We start from the raw sequence: 21,422 nt of genomic DNA on the forward strand, positions 1-21,422 counted from the left end.
GCGCGCACCGCCGCCCGGTGTGCTCCCGATGGGTGATCTGTACACGCGGCCTCCCTCTCATAAAATTTATAAATTCTGATTTACAGAGCAAGATTATCGAATATGTTCTCCATCAGCTACAAAAATCGAATCCTCGGGAGGGATCGTGGCGGGCGCGACGAAATCGGAGCGGGGCTGGAAGCTCGGTGGCTGTCGCTGCGGTGTGGACATCCATGCCCATGTCGTCCCCGCGAGCTTTCCGGCCTATCTCAAGGGTCCGGCGCCGAAGGGCTGGCCCGCCATGGCCGAGGCACAGCCCTGCCATCGCCACGTCGTCATCGACGGGCGCACCTATCGCACCGTTTCCGACCGCTGCTGGGACGTGCCCAAGCGCCTCTCCGACATGGAGGAGATGGGCCTCTCGCTGCAGGCGATCTCGGCGATGCCGGAGCTGATGTCCTACTGGATGGACGCGGCCGACGCGAACGAGCTGCTGCGTTACGTCAACGACCAGATCGCCTTGATGGTGGGCGAGTCAGGGGGCAGGCTGGTCGGGCTCGGCGCACTGCCGCTGCAGGACATGGACCTTGCGCTGGCCGAGCTGGAACGGCTGATGCGCGATCCCGGCTTCGTCGGGGTGCAGGTCGGCAGCAACGTCAATGGCCGCCCGATCGGTGCCCCCGATTTCGACCCGTTCTTCGCAGCGGCCGAAGAGCTCGGAGCGGCGGTGTTCGTCCATGCCGTGCGCCCCTGCGGGCAGGACCGGCTGGTGGGGCCGGGGCAGCTCCAGCAGGTTCTGGCCTATCCCGGCGATGTCGGCCTCGCAGCAGCTTCCGTGATCTGTTCCAATCTGATGCTGCGGCATCCGCGCCTTCGGGTCGCCTTCAGCCATGGCGGGGGCACGCTCGGGTTGCTGCTGCCGCGGCTGGAGGAAGGCCGCCGCGTCTTTCCGGCCCTCCAGGAGAGCATCAAAGCCTCACCGACCGAGCAGGCCCGACGGCTGTTCTACGACGCGCTCGTCTATGACGAGCCGACCCTGCAGCATCTCGTGCGCCTGTTCGGAGAGACGCAGGTCATGATCGGGACCGACTATCCGTTCAATTTCCATGAGCGCCGCCCGGTCGAGCGCATCGAGTCAGCCTTCGCCGACGAGGCGCTGCGCGCGCGGCTGCTGCGCGACAATGCGGTGACCTTCCTCGGCCGCCCGAGCGAGGTCACGCCATGAGCCGTTTTCCCGTCACCGCCCTGCGCAGCGTCGCGATCGGCACGCCGGACATCGCCCTCTCGGAGCGCTTCTACACGCAGATCTGGGGGCTGGAGGTCGCGGCGCGGCAGGACGAGGCCGTCTATCTGCGCGCGACGGGTGCGGACCATCACGTCCTCTCGCTGCATCCGCGAGCGGCGGCGGAGATCCTGTCGGTGACCTTCAGGGTCGATCCGGCAAGCGATCTGACGACCCTGGCCGAGGGGGCCGTGCGGCAGGGCGCCCGGGTGGCGGCGGCCCCTGCCCCGACATCCGAGCCCGGCGGCGGCCTGCTGCTCGAACTGGCCGAGCCGCAGGGTGGCGTCTATCGCTTCGTCCGGGGCGATGCGCTCCATGACGATGCCGGCGAGAAGCCCGACCGGGCGTCGCGGCTCGCCCATGTCAACCTCAACAGCCACGATGTCGACGCCCAGGCGCGCTTCTTCGAACAGGGGCTCGGCTTCGCGCTGACCGACCGTTCGAAGCTGATGGCGTTCCTGCGCTGCAACAGCGACCATCACGCCGTCGTGCTGGCCGAAGCGAAAGCCAGCGGCCTCAACCACATCGCCTTCCTCGTGCCGGATTGGGAATCGGTGATGCGGGCCTCCGGACGGCTCATCGATGCGGGCCATCCGATCGGCTGGGGTGTCGGGCGCCACGGCCCCGGCGACAACGTGTTCGCCTATTTCGTCGACCCCGTCGGCTTCGTCGTCGAGTTCACCGCGGAGGTGCTGCAGGTCGACGACGGCTACCGTGTGCGCGGGCCCGACGAGTGGGTTTGGCCGCCTGGACGAACCGACCACTGGGGCATCGCCCCCCCCAAGGCAGACCATGTGAAAGCCGCCCAGATGGCCATCACCTATCGCCCGGCGGCCAACCCGGCGGGCTCCCGATGAACGACCGGCACAGGACTTCCGTAGAGGTGAGCGAGATCATCGATTCCGATTCCGCGCATTACCCCATCGTCGTGGTCGGCTTCGGCCCGAGCGGCGCCGTCGCCGCCAATCTGCTCGGGCAGCGCGGCATTCGCAGCCTTGTCATCGACAAGCAGCGCGAGGTCTATGACAAGCCACGCGCCATCGCGATCGACCATGAGATCCTGCGCATCCTCGACAATCTCGGCCTGGCGGAGGCAGTGCTGCCGCATGTCGCGCCGTTCCATGCGTCCGAGCATTTCGGCGCGGACGGCCAGCTGATCCGCCGGATCGACACCGTGCCCGAGCCCTATCCACAGGGCTATGTGCCGACCATGGTCTTCACGCAGCCTCCCGTCGAGGCGGCGCTGCGAGCCCATGCGCAGGCGCGGCCCGGCATCGAGGTGCGGCTTGGGACGGAGCTGGTCGATCTGCAATCCACTCCCGATCGGGTGACGCTGGAGTTGCGGCAGGAGGACGGCCCGCAGTGCAGTGTCACGGCCGACTACGTCATCGCCTGCGACGGCGCCTCCAGCGCCGTCCGGGAGCGGCTCGGAATCCGTCTTGCCGATCTCGTCTTCGATGAGCCCTGGCTCGTCGTCGACATGCTGGTCCACGACGCCGCCCTGGCGAAGCTGCCGCAGAACTCGGCGCAGTTCTGCGATCCGCGCCGGCCAACCAGCTTCGTCATCGGCCCCGGCAATCATCGCCGCTGGGAGATCATGCTGCTGCCGGGCGAGGATCCGCGCGTGACGCAGACGCCGGAGCGCGTCTGGGAACTTCTGGCCCGCTGGCTGACGCCGGCCGACGCGACGCTGTGGCGGGCGGCGAGCTACCGCTTCCATGCGCTGGTCGCGGAGCACTGGCGCGCAGACCGCGTCTTCATCGCCGGCGACGCCGCACATCAGCAGCCGCCCTTCATCGGCCAGGGCATGTGCCAGGGCGTGCGCGACGTCGCCAATCTCGTCTGGAAACTGGCACGCGTGCTGGAGGGATCGTCGGGAGAGGCCCTGCTCGACAGCTATGAGGTCGAGCGCAGTGCGCATGTTCGCGAGCTGACGACGCGCATCAAGGCGATCGGCCAGGTCATCTGCGAGCGCGATCCCGTCGCCGCCCGCGCACGCGACGCCCGCATCCTCGCCGAAGGCGGCGGCCAGCCGCGCATCATCACTCGCCAGGAGATCGTGCCGCCGCTCGCGGCCGGGCTCCTCGCCGACGAGGCCGATCCGGCGCGCGGCCGGCTCTTCCCGCAGCCCTGGGTCGAGACGGCGCAGGGGCGCGCGCGCCTCGACGCGGTCGCGGGAGCGGGCAGCCGCCTCGTGATCGAGTCCACGCTCGCCGGCACCCTGCCGGAGGGCCTTCTCACGACGGCACGGGCCGGGGGCCTCAGCGTCATCGCGCTGGACTCGTCCGGAGCCGCGCCGGTCGCCCAGGCCGACGTCACCGTCGCCGAATGCGACGGTGTCCTGCGCGACTGGTTCGCCGCCTGCGGCCGTGCCTCCGCGATCGTGCGGCCGGACCATTACGTCTTTGGCACGGCCGCGGACGGCCCGGCGCTGGCCGCACTGATCGACGCCTTCACCCTCGGCCTCGCCACCCGCTCCCCCGCGGCGTCGGCCGTCCCCATCGAACACGCCCTGTCCTGAGAGGAACCCGTCCCGATGCGTTTTGCCACCTTCCGCCTCAAGGGCGCACCGACATGGGGCCTGATCGACGGCGAGGACGCCGTCGATCTCGGAGCCGTGCTGTCGGCCCGCTATCCCGACCTCAAGAGCGTCATCGCCGCCTCGGCCCTGGCGGAGGCCGCCGCGGCCGCCGCCAGGGCCCCGCGCCATCCGCTCTCGGCCGTGACCTGGCTTCCGGTCGTGCCGAACCCCGACAAGATCCTCTGCGTCGGGCTGAACTACGAGATGCACCGCAAGGAGACCGGTCGGGCGGAGGTCGAGAACCCGACGATATTCGCGCGCTTTGGCAATTCCCAGACCGGCCATGGCGCCGACATCGTCAGGCCGCGCGTCTCGCACGAGCTCGATTTCGAGGGCGAGCTCGCCATCATCGTCGGCAAGCCGGGCCGCTACATCGCCCGCGAGGACGCCTTCGCCCATGTGGCCGGCTATGCCTGCTACAATGACGGCAGCGTCCGCGACTTCCAGCGCCACACCCACCAGTTCACGCCGGGCAAGAACTTCCCCGATACCGGTGCCTTCGGGCCGTGGATGATGACGCCGGACGAGCTCGGCCCGCTGCCCGATCTGCGCCTGCAGACCCGCGTCAACGGACAGGTCGTGCAGGACGCGACCTTCGCGCAGATGATCTTCGATATCCCGAAGATCATCGCCTACTGCTCCTCCTTCACGCGGCTGGAACCCGGCGACGTCATTGCGACGGGGACGCCAGGCGGGGTCGGCGCCAAGCGCACCCCCCCGCTCTGGCTGAAGCCCGGCGACGTCGTCGAGGTCGAGATCGACCGCCTCGGCGTCCTGCGCAACGGCATCGCCGAAGAGGCCTGACCAACGACGCCGCCGGAAGCGCGCCTTCGAGGCTCGCGGAGCACGCCCGGCGGCGCTCTCTCCCCACCACAGAAGAGCCCGGAGGACACGATGTCCAAGTACAGATCACTGGCGCTGGGCGCCACCCTCGCGCTCGCCGCGATCGAAGGCGCGCAAGCTCAGGCCTGGCCGCAGCGGCCGATAGCGCTCGTCGTGCCACAGGCGGCCGGCAACAGCCCCGACATCCTGGCGCGCGTGCTGGCCGACAAGCTCTCGCGCAGCCTCGGTCAGCAGGTCTATGTCGAGAACCGCACCGGCGCGGCCAACATCGTCGGCACACAGGCCGTCGCCCGCGCCGCGCCGGACGGCTACACCTTCCTCTTCGCCACCTCCGCCTCGCTCTCGACCAATCCGCACACCTTCAAGAAGCTGCCCTACGACCCGTTGAAGGATTTCGTGCCGGTGGCGATGGCGGCGCGCAGCCATCATGTGCTGCTGGTCAACCCGGCCCTGCCCTTCAAGACGCTGGAGGACCTCATCGCCCAGGAGAAGGCCAAACCCGGCGAGATCAGCCTGGCCGTCGACAGCGAGCGCAACATCTCCGGCCTCATCGGCCAGACGATCAACCGGCGCGCCGGCATCAAGATGGTGCTGGTGCCCTATGCCTCGGCTGCGAACTCGATCCAGGACACGATCGCCGGACGCGTCCAGGCAACGATCCAGTCGGCCTCGGTGGCGGAGCCCTTCATCAAGGAAGGGACGCTGCGGCCGCTGGCGGTCGCCGGCACCAAGCGGCTGGCTTCGCTGCCCGGAACCCCGGCTATCGCCGAAACCCTCGCCAGCGCCGATATCGGCGGCTGGTTCATGGTGATGGCACCGGCCGGGACGCCGCCCGAGATCGTCCAGGCGATGGCCCAGAGAATCGGCGAGATCCTTCAGTTGCCGGATGTCCGCGAGCGCGCGCCGACGCTGGGCTTCGACGTCGACATTGGCCCGCTCGCAACGCCCGCTGGCGCCAGCGCCTTCCTGGTGAAGGAAATCGCGACCATGGGCGCGCTGATCAAGGAGTTCGGCATCGAGCCGCAATGAGCGGGGACGCGGGCCTTGGCTCGAGGGGAGCCTGACATCCCACATGTCAACGCTGGTTACAGCCCGCAAGGCGGAAGCATCACCCGCACAGGCGAGTGTGACCAGACGGATTGTCGTCGCGAACGGCCTAGATGTTTAGTCTCGGCATTTGGTAGATCGGATTGAGGTTGAACTTTTCGGGCTCGATCGTCCATCGTTTGCCGATGAACTCGTAGGGCGTGAGGCCTTTGAGGGTCTTGAGCCTGCGCCCGAAGTTGGACGCGATACCGCCTTGGCGATGGCTTCCGCGTCGATCAGATCGTTCTTGTTGCTCTTCACATAGGGCTTCACGAACTTCGCCGGAACGATCCGAACCGTGTGGCCCATCGCCTTGAGCTTGCGCGCCAGCCACTGCGAGCCAGGACAGGCCACCATGCCGACAATCGTCGGCGTCGTCGCCCGCTCGAAGAACTGCAGCAGCGTGTCCCGCCGGAACGTCGCCCGCTGGATCGGCGCGCCGGCCGCGTCGAGACCGCAGACATGAAAAAGGTTCTTGCCCAGATCGTCGCCGAACACGGCGGCATCGCGAGGCTTGTTGCGGATGGTCAATCAATTCTACGTCTCGGCTCCTGCGCGCGGTCCAGGAGTTGCCGCGGCGATGATGACGGACGCGCTCGACCGTATTCGCGATGCCGGCTTCGACACGGCGTGGCTTGCCTGTGCCATCGGCAACGATCGCGCGGCGCGGTTCTATGAGAAGCTGGGCTGGCGTCTAGTGGCCGTGATGACCAGCCACTTGCCTACGCCAGAGGGAATCGTCCCGCTGGACGTCTGGCGCTATGAAATCGGTCTCTGTCCTGGAGCTTAAGGGAACGGTGTGGGGCCATGGGCTTCCATCGTTCGAATGCTCGGCTCCCCGGTTATTCCTCGCCGCCACGCTGTCCGCCTCGATGGGCGCACTCCAGGGGCCGAGTGGCCCCGCGCGACAGGCATATTCTCACACCGCCTCGCTGGAATCACGCTCGGACGTGACGCAATTTGAGCTGAAGCCGCACTATCTCTGACTGAAAGTCGGATTATGTGTGACTGAGTCGCATTAATTGCAACTTACAAGAGAAAATGGCGCGCCCGAAAGGATTCGAACCTCTGACCCTCAGATTCGTAGTCTGATGCTCTATCCAGCTGAGCTACGGGCGCCTATCGGGGCCGCAGCGCGTGGCGTGTGGCCCGATGTCGGGGGAGATAGCCGCTCTCTTTCGTCTTGGCAACCCTGAAAGTCTCGGGCTCCCGAAAGTTTTGCCGACCGCAGAATGCAGCCCCGGAGAATGCGCGACCGGCATGCGCCGCAGCCTTGCCGCGCGCAGACCGCCTCTCAGCGTTCGAGCCCGGCCAGCGGCGGCGCACCCGGCGCCAGGCCTGCTCCCGGTTTACCGCGGGCCTTCGGCAGCTTCTCAGCGATGCCGTAAAGCTGCTCGCGGCGGTCCATCTCGCGCCAGACATCCTCCGGCGCGATGCCGATCTCGCTCCACAGGACCACGAGATTGTAGATCAGGTCGGCGCTTTCCAGGATGGTGCGGCGGCGGTCGCCCTGCACCGCCTCGAGCCCAACCTCGAAGGCCTCCTCCGCGAGCTTCTTGGCCATTTTAGGCAGGCCCTCGCCCGCAAGCCTCGCCGTGCGCGACAGCGCCGGATCACGCGAGCGCGCCGCCAGCACGGCAGCATGAAGCCGGAGGATCGAATCAGCCATCGCCGGAGAATCGGTGCGGCTCATGAGGGTTTGATGACGGCGCCCCGTGGCCGGCATGACGGCACTTGCAAAGACTCGATCGCGGGCATATACCCGCAATATGAACAGCCCCTGCTATTGCACCGTCCTTCGCGCTGCCATGCGCCGGATCGCAGCGTCCTATGACGCAGCGCTGGAGCCGGTCGGGGTGAACATCTCGCAGTTCAGCCTGCTCAGAACCGTCAGGCGCGCCGCGCCGGTGACCCTGACGGAACTCGGCCGGCTGACCGAACTCGACCGCTCGACGATCGGCCGCAATGCCCGCGTGCTCGAGCGCATGGGCCTCCTCGCCATCGGGCGCGGCAAGGACCAGCGCGAGGCCACGGTATCGCTGACGGCGGACGGGCACCGGGTTCTCGATGACGGCGCGCCGCTCTGGGAAGCCGTGCAGGGCCAGATCGAGGCCCGGCTCGGACCCGAACATGCCGACGGCCTTCGCGCCGCTTTGAACGCCCTATGACCACTTCTTTCTCACCCAAATGCGGGTAGATACCCGCAAAAGGAAATCGCCATGTCCTCACTAGCCGCCGAGACCGCCCAGCCGACCGGATTGCCAGCCGCGATGGCGAGGCGTGGCTGGCATTATGGCTGGGTCGTGGCCGCCGTAACGTTCCTGACCATGCTTGTGACCGCCGGCGCCGTCGGCGCGCCGGGCGTGCTGATCGGCCCGCTCCAGCGGGAGTTCGGCTGGGCGACCGCCGACATCTCCTCGGCGCTGGCGGTCCGTCTGCTGCTCTTCGGGCTGATGGGCCCCTTCGCCGCCGCCTTCATGAACCGCTTCGGGCTGCGGCGCGTCGCAAGCGTCGCGCTCGGGCTGGTCACGCTCGGCATTCTCGGCTCATTCGTGATGACGGAGCTTTGGCATTTGGTCCTGTTCTGGGGAGTCGTTGTCGGCTTCGGCACCGGACTGACCGCCATGGTTCTGGGCGCGACCGTCGCGACACGCTGGTTCTCGGCGCGGCGCGGGCTGGTACTCGGCCTGCTAACTGCGAGCACGGCAACGGGGCAGTTGCTCTTCCTGCCGCTGCTGGCCAGCCTGACCGAGCGTGTCGGCTGGCGCAGCGCTCTCCTCGTCGTCCTGGTCATGCTGATCGTCGCCGCGCTGGCCGTGCTGACTTTGATGCGCGACCGGCCCGCCGATGTCGGGCTCGCACCCTACGGCGCAGAGCAGATCGTGTCCGCTCCAGCTCAGGATGCCAGCATGCGCGCCATGCTGATGTCGCCGCTGCTGGCGCTGCGCGAGGCTTCGCGCACGCACACCTTCTGGGTGCTGTTCGGCACCTTCTTCGTCTGCGGCGCCAGCACAAACGGGCTGGTCCAGACGCATTTCATCTCGCTCTGCGGCGATTACGGGATGGCGGCGGTGACGGCGGCGGGTGTGCTGGCGATGATCGGCATCTTCGATTTCGCCGGCACGGTCGGCTCGGGCTGGCTGTCGGACCGCTATGACAGCCGCTGGTTGCTGTTCTGGTATTACGGCCTGCGCGGGCTGTCGCTGCTCTACCTGCCTTTCAGCGATTTCTCGTTCTACGGGCTCTGGCTGTTCGCGGTGTTCTATGGGTTGGACTGGATCGCGACCGTGCCGCCGACGATCAAGATCACGGCCGACCGTTTTGGCGACAAGGCCAATCTCGTCTTCGGCTGGATCTTCGCCGGGCACCAACTCGGCGCGGCCTTCGCCGCCTATGGCGCCGGCTTCAGCCGCACGGTCTATGAGAGTTACCTGCCGGCCTTCTTCATCGCGGGGGCACTCTGCCTCTTCGCAGCCGCCTTCTCGATCACGATGCGCGGGACCGCCCTGCCCGCCAGGGCCGTAGCGGCCTGATACCGACGGCGCTTCGCGCTCGGAGCGCGAGGCGCCTCAATCCTCGATGAACTGCAGCCGGTGCAGCCGCGCATAGGCGCCGTCGCGGGTCAGCAGCGCCTCATGGCTTCCGGTCTCGACGATCCTGCCCTCTTCAAGCACAACGATGAGATCGGCCTCCCGGACCGTCGACAGCCGGTGGGCGATGACGAGTGTGGTGCGGTTCTTCATCAGGCGGCCGAGCGCCTGCTGCACCAGCCGCTCTGATTCGGCGTCGAGCGCGCTCGTCGCCTCGTCGAGCAGCAGGATCGGCGCATCCTTGAGGATGGCACGCGCGATGGCGATGCGCTGGCGTTCGCCTCCGGAAAGCTTCTGGCCGCGCTCCCCGACGGAGGATGCATAGCCCTCCGGCATCGCCATGATGAAGTCGTGCGCGGCGGCCCCCTTGGCGGCGGCGACGATCTCTTCCTCGCTCGCGCCCGGCCGCCCGAAGGCGATATTGGCCCGCACCGTATCGTCGAAGAGCACGACATCCTGGCTGACGACACCGACCTGCGCGCGCAAGCTGGCGAGCGTCAGGTCGCGCAGATCCTGCCCGTCGATCTCGACGCGGCCTTCGGTGGGGTCGTAGAGCCGCGGCACCAGCGCCAGCAACGTCGACTTGCCCGAGCCGGAGCGACCGACCAGCGCCGTGGTCTTGCCGCCCTCGGCCACAAGGTCGATGCCTTCCAGCGCGCGCGCATCGTCGCGATAGCGGAAGCGCAGATGCCGGAAGGCGACTTCGCCGGCGCCAACCTCAAGCGGCTTCGCATCCGGCCTCTCGGTGATCTGCGGCTGCTCGTCAAGCAGGGCATAATAGCGCTTCAGCGAGGCGCCGGCCTCCTGGACGATGGCGTTGAGGTTGCCGAGCGAGCGCATCGGCTGGGCCGCCAGCAGCAGCGCCGAGACATATCCCGTGAAATCGCCGACCGTCGAGCCGCCGGAGGTGATGCGCACGCCGATCGCCGCCAGCACGCCGGCTACCGCCATGCCGCCGCCGACCTCGAGCAGCGGATCGAGCCGGCCGCGGGCATTGGCGGCCTTCATCTTGAGCGCGCGAATACGCGCGAAGGCATCGGCGGCGCGCCGTTCGAGATAGGGCTCGAGCGTGTCGGTCTTGGCGGCACGCGCGCCCTGCAAGCTCTCGGTGACGAGGCTCGCCATGACCCCGGTCTGCTCCTGCTGCGAGGTCGCCATGCGGCGGAGCTTGCGGCCGATCTTGCCGATCGGCTGCGCGACGATCGGCGCGATCAGCATGACCACCAGGGTCATCTGCCAGTCGATCCAGAACATCGCGCCGACGAGCGCGATCGCCGTCAGCACGTCGCGCACGGCGATATTGATCAGCCGCGTCAGCGCCTCCTTGACGAAGGTGAAATCGGTGGTGAAGCGCTGGGTCAGCGAGGCCGGGTTCTCGCGATGAAGCTGCGCCAGGTCGGCGCGGATCAGATGCGAATAGAGCGCCGTCTGCATGTCGGCCTCGATCCGGCTGACGACGCTGTTCGTCATAACGGTCTGGGACAGCAGCGAGAATCCCTTGATCGCCGTGACGATGACGACGACGACGGCGACCGCATTGACGACGCCGATCTCGATCCCGATCGACTTGGAGACAAGGCGCTCCATCCGGCGCACGAAGCCGGTGGCCTCGGCGGTCAGCGGGTCGGCGAAGGCGTCGAACGCCGCCTTGATCAGCAGCGGATAGAAGCTCGTCGTCGCCGCGATCACCACCACGAGGGCCATGATCATCGCCATCTGCGGCAGATAGGCTCTGACCTGCTCGCGCCAGACGCGGAGGAAAAGCGCGAGAGTGTCGTCGGTAACGCGGCCTATCTTCATGGCGCGCGACCTAACATGGCGGCGGCGACGACGCTACCGGGGCCATTTGCCTGTCGGGTCTTGCTCCAGACAAGAAGCTGGCGTCCCATGGCCGCAACCGATTCAGGAAAGCGCGACAGCCCATGCCCTTGCATCCGCCGGCCCAGGCCGGCCAGAGCCTCAATGAGATCGACACCCCGGCCCTCATCCTCGATCTCGACGCCTTCGAGCGCAATCTCGTCACCATGGCGGCCTATACGCAGGGCCACGGCGTCCGGCTGCGGCCCCATTCCAAGACCCATAAGAGCCCCGAGATCGCGCTCCGCCAGATCGCCCATGGCGCTGTCGGCCAGTGCTGCCAGAAGGTCGGCGAGGCCGAGATCCTCGTCGAGGGCGGCGTCACCGACGTGCTCGTCAGCAACGAGGTCGCCGGCGCCGCCAAGCTCGACCGGCTGGCGAAGCTCGCCCGCCAGGCGCGGATCAGCCTCTGCGTCGACCATCTCGATGGCGTCCGCGAGGCCGCAGAAGCCGCAGCGCGCCACGACGTTGTGCTCGACGTTCTCGTCGAGATCGATGTCGGCGGCCGGCGCTGCGGCGTCGCGCCGGGCGAGACCGCGGTGCGCCTCGCCGAGGCGATCGCGCGCAGCAATACGCTGCGCTTCGGCGGCCTGCAGGCCTATCACGGCACGGCCCAGCATATGCGCTCGATCGACGAGCGCCGCGAGGCGATCGAACGCGCCGGCCTCGGAGCGCGCAATACGGTGGAGCGGCTGACCCAGGCCGGGCTCGCCTGCGGCGTCGTCAGCGGCGCCGGCACCGGCACCTTCGAGATCGAGAGTCAGTCCGGCATCTGGAACGAGATCCAGGCAGGTTCCTACATCTTCATGGACGCCGACTATGCCCGCAACCGGCAGGCCGACGGCACGCCCTTCCGCACCTTCGAGCATTCGCTGTTCATCCTGACCGCAGTGATGAGCAAGCCGGTGCCGGACCGCGCTGTCGTCGATGCCGGGCACAAGGCCGCGGCGATCGATTCAGGCCTGCCGACGCCGTTCCGGCGCGAGGGCGTGGTCTACACCAAGCCCTCCGACGAGCATGGCGTGCTCACCGGCGATCCGATCGCCCTGCCCCATCGCGGCGACAGGCTCCTGCTGGTGCCGGGCCATTGCGACCCGACGGTCAACCTGCACGACTGGTATGTCTGCGTGCGCGGCCTGCACACGCCCGACGCCCATGTCGAGGCGCTCTGGCCGGTGGCGGCGCGCGGCGCGCTGACCTGATGCAACGGCTTAACGATTGAGCCGGACCATTCCGCTGCAGGAGAGATCATAGCCTCCGAGTTCGCGCGCCCGCGCTCGCATCGCGTCGCCCCGCATCCAGGCGAGCAGCGTCTGCGTCGCCGGCTCGAAATAGGTGCGCCGCCGCATCGCCAGATCGACATGCTCCCAGACCAGCGGCAGGAAATCGAGGCCGAAGGCGCTGGCGATCGCCCGCGAGGCGATGCCGCAATCGGCGCGGCCGGTGCGGATCGCCAGCGCCAAATCCTGCCCGGTGGCGCAGATGCCCTCGGCCAGCACCATCGCCTGCTGCGGCAAGGCCTCACGTTCGATCAGGCTGGCGAGCAGAAGCTGCGCGCCGGCCCCCTTCTGGCGCCGTGCGAAGCGCGCCCGCTTGACGACCGCCGAAGCCAGGCCGGCAATGCCAAGCGGATTGCCGGACGCGACCAACAGCCCCTGCTCGCGCCGGGCGAAGCCGATCACGACCGCGTCGAAGAGGCCAGGCTCGGCCCGGATCGCGGCCGGATTGGCCTCGTCGTCGTCGGGCGTAGCATGGAGGTGAATGGCGGCGATGGCGACCTCGCCACGCAGCAGCCGGTCGAGCCCGGCTTGAGAGCCTTCCGCCAGCAGCGCGAGCCCGCAGCCGGAATCGCGCACCGCCACCTCCAGCAGGGAATCCTGGCTGCCGCCGATGATCGGGGGCGGACTCACCACCTGCATACCCTCGGGCCGGGCCAGCCCCGCTTCCAGCCAACGGTCCAGTGCGGCACGGGGGAACAGCCATTTGCCGCTGACTTTGGTGCAGGGCACCGCGCTGTTGGCGACGAGCTCGTAGAGCTTGCGCTCCTTAAGCCGCAGATAGCCGGCCGCCTCTTCCGTGGTGAGATAAACCAGATCCTGCACGGTCATGCTCTGGCCTGCAAACTTTCCAGAATTGGCATTTGATCGCATTGAACTCTAGAAAATACAAGGCTCTGCATCGCGGCGGAGCAGCGGGAGCGGACGGACCTTGGACTTCGGAGCGATCCTCAAGGCGGCCTTTGCCCTGGTGGTAGGCCTCGACCCTGCCTTCCTGGCGATCGTCGGCCTGTCGCTAGGGGTGACGCTGACCGCCGTCCTGATCGCCGCACTCGTCGGCCTGCCGCTCGGAGCGGCGCTCGCTCTCGCCCGCTTTCCCGGCCGCTCCGCCGTCATCGTCTGCCTCAACGCGCTCATGGGGCTGCCGCCGGTCGTCGCCGGGCTGTTCGTCTTCCTGCTCCTGTCGCGCTCCGGGCCGCTCGGCTCGCTCGGCCTCCTGTTCACGCCGACCGCGATGATCGCGGCGCAGGTGATCCTCGTGCTGCCTATCGTGATCGCGCTGACGCGCCAGACGGTCGAAGATCTCTGGATCGAATATCGCGACCATCTACGCTCGGTCGGGCTCGAAGGCGTCAGGGCCATCCCTACACTGCTCTTCGACGGCCGCTTCGCCCTGGCGACTGCACTGCTCGCGGGCTTCGGCCGAGCCAGCGCCGAGGTCGGCGCCGTGCTGATCGTCGGCGGCAACATCGCCGGCCATACCCGCACCATGACGACGGCGATCACGCTGGAAACGTCGAAGGGCGACCTGCCGCTGGCGCTCGGTCTCGGGTTGGTGCTGATCGCGCTGACGCTCGCCATCAACGCGGTCGCCTTCGGCGCCAGCCGCATCGGCGCCCGCTATGCAGGGTGAGAGCCATGCGTGACCTCGTCTCGATCCTGCCGCTGGCCGTCGAGGCCGTCTCCTTCCGCGGCGACGGGCGCACGCTCGTCGACGGCCTGCGCTTCGACATCCCCGCCGGCGGGCTGACAGTCGTGCTCGGCCCGAACGGAGCCGGAAAGTCCCTGACGCTGCGGCTCTGCCACGGCCTGCTCGCGCCGAGCCAGGGCCGGGTACGCTGGGCGGCGCAACTGGAGGGACGTGCCAAGCGGCACGCCATGGTCTTCCAGAAGCCGATCATGCTGCGTCGCTCGGTCGAGGCCAACATCGCCCACGCGCTGGCCGCCGCCGGCATCTCCGGCAGCGAACGCGCCGAGCGCAGCAAGGCGGCGCTGGCGCGCTTCGGCCTGTTGGAGAAGGCTGCGCAGGCGGCGCGCCTGCTCTCGGGCGGCGAGCAGCAGCGCCTCGCCATCGCGCGCGCCTGGGCCTTGCGGCCGGAACTGCTCTTCCTTGACGAGCCGACATCGCAGCTCGACCCGGCCGCGACCCGGCAGATCGAGGAGTTGCTGACCGCGCTCGTGGCGGAAGGCATCACGGTGGTCATGTCGACGCATGATCTCGGCCAGGCCCGGCGCCTCGCCTCGCGCGTGCTCTTCCTGCATCGCGGCAAACTGGTCGAGGACGCTCCTGCGACAGATTTCTTCGCCGGCCCGGACTCGCCCGAGGCCAAGGCCTTCCTCGCCGGCGAGCTGATCTGGTGAGCCATCGGATGACCAATAAGAAACCCAAGGAGACGACCATGACCGTAACCCGCCGCCTGCTGCTCGCCGCCGGCTTTTCCGCCGCCCTGACCAGTCTCGCGCTCGCCCAGACCACGACCGCGACGCCGCCCGCCGCAGCCGCGCCGGCCGCTGGCGACGGCCGCTTCATCACGGTGTCCTCGACGACCTCGACCCAGGATTCCGGCCTGTTCGGCCATATTCTGCCGCTGTTCAAGGGGAAGACCGGCATCGAGGTCCGCGTCGTCTCGCAGGGTACCGGGCAGGCGCTGGACACCGGCCGCCGCGGCGACGCCGACGTCGTCTTCGTCCATGCTAGGGCGCAGGAAGAGAAGTTCGTCTCCGAGGGCTTCGGCCTCGAGCGCAAGCCGGTGATGTACAACGACTTCGTGCTGATCGGCCCGAAGAGCGACCCGGCCGGCATCAGCGGCACGAAGGACATCGCGGCCGCGCTCAAAGCGATCCAGGAGAAGGGCGTCCCCTTTGTCTCGCGGGGCGACAAATCGGGCACCCACTCCGCCGAACTCGCGCTCTGGAAAGTGGCCGGCGTCGACCTCGAAGCCAAGAAGGGCGCGTGGTATCGCGAGATCGGCCAGGGCATGGGCGCTGCGCTCAACACGGCCGGCGGCATGGGCGCCTATGTGCTGGCCGACCGCGGCACCTGGATTTCCTTCAAGAACCGCGGTGATCTCGTCATTGCCGTCGAAGGCGACAAGCGACTGTTCAACCAGTACGGCGTCATTGCCGTGAATCCGGCCAAGCACCCGCATGTGAAGATCAATGACGGCCAGGCCTTCGTGAACTGGCTGGTCAGCCCCGAGGGCCAGAAGGCGATCGCCGACTACAAGATCGAGGGCCAGCAGCTCTTCTTCGCGAACGCGGCACAGGCCGGCGCGTGAATCGATGCGCCGCGCCCTTCTCGCCGGGCTCCTCGTGATGGCCGGGTCGGCCACGGCCTCCGTCGCGCAAGCGCAGGAGCCTGTCCTCCTCCATGCAGCCGGCAGCCTGCGCGCCGCGCTCACCGAGGTCGCACAGGCCTTCACCCTCCAGAGCAAGCTGGCGGTGAAGCCAGCCTTCGGCGCTTCCGGCCTGCTGAGGGAGCGGATCGCCAAGGGCGAGGCGGCGGAGGTCTTCGCTTCGGCCGATCTCGGCAATCCGCGCGCATTGGCTGAGGCAGGCCTTACCGGGCCGGTCGTGCTCTTCGCCCGCAACGAGCTCTGCGCCTTCGCGCGCCCCGAGGTCGCGGTGACGCCGGAGACCCTGCTGGAGCGGATGCTCGACCCCGCGATCAAGCTCGGCACCTCGACGCCCCGCGCCGACCCATCGGGCGACTACGCCTTCCAGGTCTTTGCACGGGCCGAAGCGGTGAAGCGCGGCGCGAAGACTGCGCTGGAAGCCAAGGCACTGTTGCTGACGGGCGGGCCGACGAACGTGCCCACGCCTGACGGCATCAACACCTACGGACACAAGCTCGCGAGCGGCGAGGCCGACATCTTCCTCGCCTATTGCACCAATGCCGCGCCTATCGCGAAAGAGCAGCCGAGCTTGAAGCTGGTGCGCCTTCCGGCCACGCTGGCGGTCGGTGCGGATTACGGGCTCACCGTCCTGAACGGGGCCTCGCCAAATGCCTGGCGCTTCGCCATGTTCATTCTCTCGCGGGATGGGCAGGCGATCCTGGCCCGGCACGGCTTCGCTGCGCCGGCGCTGCCGCGTGAGGCCGGCTGAACGGAGACGACATTGGACTGGCAGGCGACACGACCGGGCGAGACCTCCGCACCCCTGCCCGACCGGCAGGACGCGCATCTCGTCTTCATCGGCCGCCTGCGCACGCCCTTCGCCTCCCGCGACCAGTGCCCGAGGCAGGGCGATGCGGAGAACGGCCCGGTCTGCCGCGTCGAAATCGACGAGCCTTGGCGCGACGCGCTCGCCGGCATCGACCAGTTCCAGCAGCTCGACCTGCTCTACTGGATGCATGAGGCCCGGCGCGACCTCCTGACCCAGACCCCGCGCGACGGCCGGCCGCTCGGCACCTTCGCGTTACGCTCCCCAGTGAGACCGAACCCGATCGCGCTGTCGCGGGTGAAGCTGCTGGGCGTCGAAGGCAGCGTTTTGCTGGTGCGGGGGCTCGACTGTCTCGACGGAACGCCGCTGCTCGACATCAAGCCGCATCGCTGCCCGCATGGCTCGCGGGATCGGGAGCATCGCCATGCGCAAGCCTGACCGTCGCCTCGTCCTGGCCGGGCTGGGATCGCTCGTCGCCGCTCCGTGGATCGCCCGCGCAGCGACCGTTCGCGACGGCGCCGGCCGCGAGATCGCGATTCCCGGCAAGGTCGAGCGGGTGTTCCCCGCCGGCCCGCCGGCCGCGATCCAGCTCTACACGCTGGCGCCCGATCTCCTGCTCGGCTGGCCTCGCGCCAACCGCCCGGAGGAGCTGGAATTCCTGCTACCCGGCATCGGCGACCGGCCGGAGGTCGGCCGCATCACCGGGCGCGGCAACAGCGCCAATCTCGAAGCCGTGCTGCAATGGAAGCCCGACCTGATCGTCGATGCCGGCTCGACCGGGCGGACCTATGTCGAATTGGCCGAGCGCGTACAGGGGCAGACCGGCATCCCCTATGCTCTGCTCGACGGCCGCTTCGCCGCGATCCCCGAAAGCTACCGCATTCTCGGCCGCCTGACCGGCCGCGGCGAGCGCGCCGAAACGCTGGCGGTCTGGTGCGAAACCGCGATGGCAACGATACGGGGGCGGATCGCCGGCATTCCAGCCGAGAAGCGTCCATCGGTCTACTATGCACGCGGCCCGCGCGGGCTGGAAACCGGGCTCGGCGGCTCGATCAATGTCGAGACGCTGTCCTTTCTCGGCGCCCGCAACGTCGCCGACCAGCCGGGCAGCGGCCTCACGCAGGTTTCGCTCGAGCAGGTGCTCGCCTGGGATCCCGAGGTGATCGTCACGATCGACCTCGCCTTCTCCGAAGGCTTGCGCAGCGATCCTGCCTGGGCCGATGTGCGGGCTGTGAGGACCGGCCTCGTCCATCTCTCGCCGAAGCTGCCCTTCGGCTGGGTCGACTTCCCACCCTCAGTCAACCGAATGGCCGGTCTGTGGTGGCTGGCCAAGCTGCTCTATCCGGACGCCTTCCCGGAGGACATCCGCGCCATCGCGCGCGACTTCCACACGCTGTTCTACCAGGTGACGCCGAACGAGGCCCAGCTCGACCGCATCATGGCGGGGCGGAACTGACTGCCATGCGGCCCTCCGCCCTCGGCGGCAACGCCATCGCGGTCGCCCTGCTCGCCGTCGCTGTCCTGCTCGCCTTCGGGCTAGGACGCTTTCCCATCGGCCCCGGCGATCTCGCGCGCCTGCTCTGGTCCGGCCTGAGCGGCCAGCCATCGGGGCTGCCGGCCCAGATGGAAACCGTGATCTGGAACATCCGCGGGCCTCGCGTGCTGGCCGCCCTCCTCTGCGGCGCGGCGCTCGCCGTGGCCGGCACGGCTTTTCAGGGCCTGTTCCGCAACCCGCTCGTCTCGCCCGACATCCTCGGCGCCTCCTCGGGCGCGGCTCTCGGTGCCGTCCTCGGCATCTATCTCTCGCTCGGTCTGTTCGCGATCCAGCTTGCCGCCTTCGTCGGAGGCCTCGTGGCGGTCGGCGCGGTCTATCTGGTCGGATCGGCGATCCGGCGCGGCGATCCCGTCCTCGTGCTGGTGCTGACCGGCGTCGTCGTCGGCTCGCTGCTCGGCGCCGGGATCGGCCTGGTGAAATACTGGGCCGACCCCTACAACCAGCTTCCCGCCATGACGTTCTGGCTGCTCGGCAGCCTCGCCGGTACGTCGAAGGCCGATCTCCTGCCATTGCTCGGGCCGGTGCTGCTCGGCTCGGCCGCGCTGGTCGCGCTGCGCTGGCGGATGAATGCGATGTCGCTGCCGGAGGAGGAAGCGCGCGCGCTGGGCCTGCGCACCGGCCCCTTGCGTCTCGCCATCGTCGTCGCCGCGACGCTGGTGACGGCGGCGAGCGTCGCGGCGGCGGGCATCATCGGCTGGGTCGGGCTCGTCGTGCCACATCTCGCCCGCTTTCTGGTGGGTCCGGATTTCGGCAGGCTCGTGCCGACAGCCGCGATCCTCGGCGGCGGCTATCTCCTCGTCATCGACACGCTCGCACGCACCGCCGGGCCGGTCGAGACACCGCTCGGCATCCTCACTGCTGTGATCGGCACGCCGTTCTTCATCTGGCTGCTGGCCTCGTCACGCGGAGGCTGGTCGTGAGCCTCGCTGCCAGCGCCCTGACCTATGGCTATCGCGAGCGGATCATCGGCCGCGACATCTCGCTCTCGCTGACGAAGGGCGAGGTCCTGGCCCTGCTGGGTCCCAACGGCAGCGGCAAGACGACGTTGCTGAAGACGCTGCTCGGCCTCCTGCCTGCGCGAGGCGGCTCGCTGACACTTGACGGACGCCCTCTGGGAGACTTGTCCCCGCCAGAGCGGGCGAGGGCGCTCGGCTATGTGCCGCAGGCCCATGCCGGCACCTTCGCCTTCAGCGTGCTCGCGGTCGTGCTCATGGGCCGCAGCGCGCATGGCGGGCTCTTCGCCGCGCCCTCGGCCCGCGACCATGCGGTCGCGCATGCGATGCTGGAGAGGCTCGGCGTCGATCGCCTGGCTGAGCGCCCCTACACGCTGATCTCCGGCGGCGAGCGCCAACTTGTCCTGATCGCGCGCGCGCTCGCGCAGGAGCCCGCCTATGTCATCCTCGACGAGCCGACGGCCAGCCTCGATTTCGGCAATCAGGGCCGGGTGATGCGCGAAATCCGGCGACTGGCGGCAGAGGGCCTGGGCGTACTCTTCACCACGCACGACCCGAACCAGGCGCTCCGCCATGCCGACCGCGTGATGATGATCCGCGACGGGCAGGCGCTGGCGAGCGGACCCGCAGGCGAATTGCTGACGCCCGACCAGCTCGAAACGCTCTATGGCGTGCCGATCGAGGCCGTGCGGGATGCAGAGGGCCGAACCGCCTTCCTGCCCGGCGGCTGAGCCACCTACCGACAGAAGTCCGCGCAGCCGGCCTCCCAGAACGGCGCGTCGGGGCGCGGCTGCGGCATCGAGGGGCGGGTCTTTCGGCCAGGCAGGTCGGTCGGCGTCGGCGCGACCAGCTCCCACCAGCCATGGGCGCATTGCGAGCGGAAGGCCATCTGCTCGGCGATCGAGGTGCCCTCGCGCGCCAGCGCCGCGTCGAGCGCTTCGGCCCCCGCGGCGACGCGAGCATCGTTGGCGTCGCTGGGATCATTCGCATAGTCATAGAAGGCCTGAGTGAAGAGCTCCATCTCGCGGGCGATATGCGGCCAGTCGCTGCGGCCGAGGTTCCAGGCTTCCATCCATTCGGTGACGACCATCTCGACCGCCTCGGCCTGCGGCTTGTCCTTCACCTTGCGCGCCGTCGTCAGCATATGGCGCATCAACTCGGCGCGGGCATGCAGGCGGCGTGCCTCGATCGCGCTCTCACGCATCCGCGCGATGGCGACTGAGGCCTCCTGCTGCAGGGCATCGACGAAATGGGGCATGGCGAACTATCTCTCCGTTTTCGCATCAGATTGATCCGAAAAGTGCATTCCACTTTTCGGTCCGATGCTCAGGGCAAGGTCGCGAGGCGCTCGATCATGCGCTCGAACAGCTCATGCGCCTCGACCGTCGCGACGACATGGGCGTTGGGCGCGCGCTTGAGGCGGCCGTTCCAGTCGATGGTGGTGCGGCCGCGCAAGGGGCCGTCGCCGGTCTCGACCTCGACATGGCAGTCGCGGCCCGAGAACAGCTCCGGCCAGAGCAGGAAGGCGATGACGCAAGGGTCGTGCATCGGATGGCCGGCCGTGCCGAGCCCACCCGGACGCGGGCGCGTCAGCATGCCGTGGATCGCCCGGCCCGCCGCGTTGCCGAGCGCGCCGATGCGTTCGATCTGCTCATGGCTGGCGATCGCCTGCAGCGTCGCGCCGAGCCCGAACATCACGATCGGCCGGCCGCAGCCGAAGACGATTGCCGCCGCATGCGGATCGACATGCATGTTGAACTCGGCCGCCGGTGTCATGTTGCCGAGCCCGATCGCCCCGCCCATCATCACGATGCGCCTGATCTTGGGCAGGATGTCCGGCGCCAGCCGAAAGGCCAGAGCGAGATTGGTCAGCGGCCCGAGCGGGCAAAGCGTGATGCCGCCATCCGGCGCGGCGCGGCAGATCTGGATGATCGCCTCGACGGCATGGCTTGGCTCGGCCGCGCTCGCAGGCGACGGGAGGTCGGCGCCGGCCAGCCCGTCCGGACCACAGACGAACTCCGCCGTCTCCAGGGCGACGACCAAGGGCGCCTCCGCCCCGCGATAGACGGGAACCGACCCGGCGCGACCGAGATCGCGGATGCGCAGCGCATTCACCGTTGTCTGCGCGACCGGAACATTGCCGGGCACCGTGGTGATGGCGCGGATGTCGAGGTCGTCCCGGCTGGCGAAGGCGAGCAGCAGCGCGACGGCGTCGTCCTGCCCCGGATCGGTATCGACGATGATCGGCTCGGGCATCG

Annotated in this window: 22 protein-coding genes, 1 tRNA gene and 2 pseudogenes; 17 read left to right on the plus strand and 8 right to left on the minus strand. The window is 68.6% G+C overall.

Annotation, left to right across the window (positions count from 1 at the left end):
- Positions 1-145 precede the first annotated feature (145 nt).
- From AC1RMY_RS20810 to AC1RMY_RS20830, 5 genes are all read left to right on the plus strand, one after another.
- Positions 146-1,204 (plus strand): amidohydrolase family protein, encoded by a 1,059-nt coding sequence (locus AC1RMY_RS20810; protein ID WP_492867758.1) that lies wholly within the window; start codon positions 146-148, stop codon positions 1,202-1,204.
- A complete protein-coding gene (locus AC1RMY_RS20815; RefSeq protein WP_492867759.1) occupies positions 1,201-2,118 on the plus strand; it encodes a VOC family protein in 918 nt (305 codons plus the stop codon). Before AC1RMY_RS20810 ends, AC1RMY_RS20815 begins: the two co-directional genes overlap by 4 nt.
- Positions 2,119-2,153: 35 nt before the next feature.
- A complete protein-coding gene (mhpA, locus tag AC1RMY_RS20820) occupies positions 2,154-3,782 on the plus strand; it encodes a bifunctional 3-(3-hydroxy-phenyl)propionate/3-hydroxycinnamic acid hydroxylase MhpA (RefSeq protein WP_492867889.1) in 1,629 nt (542 codons plus the stop codon).
- Between the two features lie 15 nt (positions 3,783-3,797).
- Positions 3,798-4,646 (plus strand): fumarylacetoacetate hydrolase family protein, encoded by an 849-nt coding sequence (locus AC1RMY_RS20825; RefSeq protein ID WP_492867761.1) that lies wholly within the window; start codon positions 3,798-3,800, stop codon positions 4,644-4,646.
- Between the two features lie 90 nt (positions 4,647-4,736).
- Entirely contained in the window at positions 4,737-5,714 is a 978-nt protein-coding gene (locus AC1RMY_RS20830) for a Bug family tripartite tricarboxylate transporter substrate binding protein (RefSeq protein WP_492867763.1), read from the plus strand.
- A 127-nt stretch (positions 5,715-5,841) separates the two neighbouring features.
- Here the strand turns inward: AC1RMY_RS20830 and AC1RMY_RS20835 are convergent.
- A pseudogene (locus AC1RMY_RS20835) lies at positions 5,842-5,976 on the minus strand (IS481 family transposase); the annotation flags it as partial.
- Positions 5,967-6,302: pseudogene (locus tag AC1RMY_RS20840) on the minus strand (IS110 family transposase); the annotation flags it as partial. The pseudogenes AC1RMY_RS20835 and AC1RMY_RS20840, both read right to left, overlap by 10 nt.
- A gap of 49 nt (positions 6,303-6,351) precedes the next feature.
- On the opposite strand from AC1RMY_RS20840, the gene AC1RMY_RS20845 reads away from it, so the two are divergent.
- Positions 6,352-6,561 (plus strand): GNAT family N-acetyltransferase, encoded by a 210-nt coding sequence (locus tag AC1RMY_RS20845; protein ID WP_492867765.1) that lies wholly within the window; start codon positions 6,352-6,354, stop codon positions 6,559-6,561.
- A 252-nt stretch (positions 6,562-6,813) separates the two neighbouring features.
- On the opposite strand, the gene AC1RMY_RS20850 is transcribed toward AC1RMY_RS20845, so the two are convergent.
- Positions 6,814-6,890, minus strand: a tRNA-Arg gene (locus AC1RMY_RS20850).
- Between the two features lie 175 nt (positions 6,891-7,065).
- Entirely contained in the window at positions 7,066-7,440 is a 375-nt protein-coding gene (gene hisE / locus AC1RMY_RS20855) for a phosphoribosyl-ATP diphosphatase (RefSeq protein ID WP_492867766.1), read from the minus strand.
- 139 nt (positions 7,441-7,579) lie between these two features.
- Here hisE and AC1RMY_RS20860 point away from each other — a divergent pair, with 139 nt between their 5' ends.
- Positions 7,580-7,939: a MarR family winged helix-turn-helix transcriptional regulator gene (locus tag AC1RMY_RS20860; RefSeq protein WP_492867768.1), complete on the plus strand. Its 360-nt coding sequence runs from the start codon at positions 7,580-7,582 to the stop codon at positions 7,937-7,939.
- 51 nt (positions 7,940-7,990) lie between these two features.
- Positions 7,991-9,304 carry an MFS transporter gene (locus AC1RMY_RS20865; protein ID WP_492867770.1) on the plus strand — a complete coding sequence of 438 codons (1,314 nt, stop codon included), beginning with the start codon at positions 7,991-7,993 and terminating at the stop codon, positions 9,302-9,304.
- Positions 9,305-9,340: 36 nt separating this feature from the next.
- Here AC1RMY_RS20865 and AC1RMY_RS20870 read toward each other — a convergent pair whose 3' ends face one another.
- Positions 9,341-11,161 (minus strand): ABC transporter ATP-binding protein, encoded by a 1,821-nt coding sequence (locus AC1RMY_RS20870; protein ID WP_492867771.1) that lies wholly within the window; start codon positions 11,159-11,161, stop codon positions 9,341-9,343.
- A gap of 122 nt (positions 11,162-11,283) precedes the next feature.
- Here AC1RMY_RS20870 and AC1RMY_RS20875 point away from each other — a divergent pair, with 122 nt between their 5' ends.
- Positions 11,284-12,420, plus strand: coding sequence for a DSD1 family PLP-dependent enzyme (locus AC1RMY_RS20875; RefSeq protein WP_492867773.1), 1,137 nt, complete (start codon positions 11,284-11,286; stop codon positions 12,418-12,420).
- Positions 12,421-12,429: 9 nt separating this feature from the next.
- Here the strand turns inward: AC1RMY_RS20875 and AC1RMY_RS20880 are convergent, their stop codons facing one another.
- Positions 12,430-13,326 (minus strand): substrate-binding domain-containing protein, encoded by an 897-nt coding sequence (locus tag AC1RMY_RS20880; protein ID WP_492867775.1) that lies wholly within the window; start codon positions 13,324-13,326, stop codon positions 12,430-12,432.
- 100 nt (positions 13,327-13,426) lie between these two features.
- Between AC1RMY_RS20880 and AC1RMY_RS20885 the strand changes: the two genes are divergently transcribed.
- Genes AC1RMY_RS20885 through AC1RMY_RS20920 form a run of 8 tightly spaced genes read left to right on the plus strand, consistent with a single transcriptional unit; the run spans position 13,427 to position 19,895 of the window.
- A complete protein-coding gene (locus tag AC1RMY_RS20885; protein WP_492867776.1) occupies positions 13,427-14,128 on the plus strand; it encodes an ABC transporter permease in 702 nt (233 codons plus the stop codon).
- Between the two features lie 5 nt (positions 14,129-14,133).
- Positions 14,134-14,856 carry an ATP-binding cassette domain-containing protein gene (locus AC1RMY_RS20890; RefSeq protein ID WP_492867778.1) on the plus strand — a complete coding sequence of 241 codons (723 nt, stop codon included), beginning with the start codon at positions 14,134-14,136 and terminating at the stop codon, positions 14,854-14,856.
- 38 nt (positions 14,857-14,894) lie between these two features.
- Entirely contained in the window at positions 14,895-15,773 is an 879-nt protein-coding gene (locus AC1RMY_RS20895) for an ABC transporter substrate-binding protein (protein WP_492867780.1), read from the plus strand.
- A 4-nt stretch (positions 15,774-15,777) separates the two neighbouring features.
- Positions 15,778-16,599 (plus strand): molybdate ABC transporter substrate-binding protein, encoded by an 822-nt coding sequence (locus AC1RMY_RS20900; protein WP_492867781.1) that lies wholly within the window; start codon positions 15,778-15,780, stop codon positions 16,597-16,599.
- A 12-nt stretch (positions 16,600-16,611) separates the two neighbouring features.
- Positions 16,612-17,094, plus strand: a complete 483-nt coding sequence (gene tsaA / locus AC1RMY_RS20905) for a tRNA (N6-threonylcarbamoyladenosine(37)-N6)-methyltransferase TrmO (protein ID WP_492867782.1) — start codon at positions 16,612-16,614, stop codon at positions 17,092-17,094.
- Positions 17,081-18,112, plus strand: coding sequence for an iron ABC transporter substrate-binding protein (locus AC1RMY_RS20910; protein WP_492867784.1), 1,032 nt, complete (start codon positions 17,081-17,083; stop codon positions 18,110-18,112). Before tsaA ends, AC1RMY_RS20910 begins: the two co-directional genes overlap by 14 nt.
- A gap of 5 nt (positions 18,113-18,117) precedes the next feature.
- Complete coding sequence (locus tag AC1RMY_RS20915; RefSeq protein ID WP_492867786.1) at positions 18,118-19,131, plus strand: FecCD family ABC transporter permease; 1,014 nt, start codon at positions 18,118-18,120, stop codon at positions 19,129-19,131.
- Positions 19,128-19,895 (plus strand): ABC transporter ATP-binding protein, encoded by a 768-nt coding sequence (locus AC1RMY_RS20920; protein WP_492867788.1) that lies wholly within the window; start codon positions 19,128-19,130, stop codon positions 19,893-19,895. Before AC1RMY_RS20915 ends, AC1RMY_RS20920 begins: the two co-directional genes overlap by 4 nt.
- Before the next feature lie 5 nt (positions 19,896-19,900).
- On the opposite strand, the gene AC1RMY_RS20925 is transcribed toward AC1RMY_RS20920, so the two are convergent.
- Both AC1RMY_RS20925 and AC1RMY_RS20930 read right to left on the minus strand, forming a co-directional pair.
- Positions 19,901-20,422 (minus strand): hypothetical protein, encoded by a 522-nt coding sequence (locus AC1RMY_RS20925; protein WP_492867790.1) that lies wholly within the window; start codon positions 20,420-20,422, stop codon positions 19,901-19,903.
- 68 nt (positions 20,423-20,490) lie between these two features.
- Positions 20,491-21,420 carry a nucleoside hydrolase gene (locus AC1RMY_RS20930; RefSeq protein ID WP_492867792.1) on the minus strand — a complete coding sequence of 310 codons (930 nt, stop codon included), beginning with the start codon at positions 21,418-21,420 and terminating at the stop codon, positions 20,491-20,493.
- Positions 21,421-21,422: the final 2 nt, after the last annotated feature.

Source organism: Allobosea sp. GW822-FHT03F07, from assembly GCF_058801345.1.

Excerpts from the sequence above, each read along its gene's own strand:
- AC1RMY_RS20815 (WP_492867759.1), top strand. The coding sequence starts at position 1,201 with ATGAGCCGTTTTCCCGTCACCGCCCTGCGCAGCGTCGCGATCGGCACG.
- AC1RMY_RS20825 (WP_492867761.1), top strand. The coding sequence starts at position 3,798 with ATGCGTTTTGCCACCTTCCGCCTCAAGGGCGCACCGACATGGGGCCTG.
- AC1RMY_RS20830 (WP_492867763.1), top strand. The coding sequence starts at position 4,737 with ATGTCCAAGTACAGATCACTGGCGCTGGGCGCCACCCTCGCGCTCGCC.
- AC1RMY_RS20845 (WP_492867765.1), top strand. The coding sequence starts at position 6,352 with ATGATGACGGACGCGCTCGACCGTATTCGCGATGCCGGCTTCGACACG.
- hisE (WP_492867766.1), bottom strand. The coding sequence starts at position 7,440 with ATGGCTGATTCGATCCTCCGGCTTCATGCTGCCGTGCTGGCGGCGCGC.
- AC1RMY_RS20860 (WP_492867768.1), top strand. The coding sequence starts at position 7,580 with ATGCGCCGGATCGCAGCGTCCTATGACGCAGCGCTGGAGCCGGTCGGG.
- AC1RMY_RS20865 (WP_492867770.1), top strand. The coding sequence starts at position 7,991 with ATGTCCTCACTAGCCGCCGAGACCGCCCAGCCGACCGGATTGCCAGCC.
- AC1RMY_RS20870 (WP_492867771.1), bottom strand. The coding sequence starts at position 11,161 with ATGAAGATAGGCCGCGTTACCGACGACACTCTCGCGCTTTTCCTCCGC.
- AC1RMY_RS20875 (WP_492867773.1), top strand. The coding sequence starts at position 11,284 with ATGCCCTTGCATCCGCCGGCCCAGGCCGGCCAGAGCCTCAATGAGATC.
- AC1RMY_RS20880 (WP_492867775.1), bottom strand. The coding sequence starts at position 13,326 with ATGACCGTGCAGGATCTGGTTTATCTCACCACGGAAGAGGCGGCCGGC.
- AC1RMY_RS20890 (WP_492867778.1), top strand. The coding sequence starts at position 14,134 with ATGCGTGACCTCGTCTCGATCCTGCCGCTGGCCGTCGAGGCCGTCTCC.
- AC1RMY_RS20895 (WP_492867780.1), top strand. The coding sequence starts at position 14,895 with ATGACCGTAACCCGCCGCCTGCTGCTCGCCGCCGGCTTTTCCGCCGCC.
- AC1RMY_RS20900 (WP_492867781.1), top strand. The coding sequence starts at position 15,778 with ATGCGCCGCGCCCTTCTCGCCGGGCTCCTCGTGATGGCCGGGTCGGCC.
- AC1RMY_RS20910 (WP_492867784.1), top strand. The coding sequence starts at position 17,081 with ATGCGCAAGCCTGACCGTCGCCTCGTCCTGGCCGGGCTGGGATCGCTC.
- AC1RMY_RS20915 (WP_492867786.1), top strand. The coding sequence starts at position 18,118 with ATGCGGCCCTCCGCCCTCGGCGGCAACGCCATCGCGGTCGCCCTGCTC.
- AC1RMY_RS20925 (WP_492867790.1), bottom strand. The coding sequence starts at position 20,422 with ATGCCCCATTTCGTCGATGCCCTGCAGCAGGAGGCCTCAGTCGCCATC.
- AC1RMY_RS20930 (WP_492867792.1), bottom strand. The coding sequence starts at position 21,420 with ATGCCCGAGCCGATCATCGTCGATACCGATCCGGGGCAGGACGACGCC.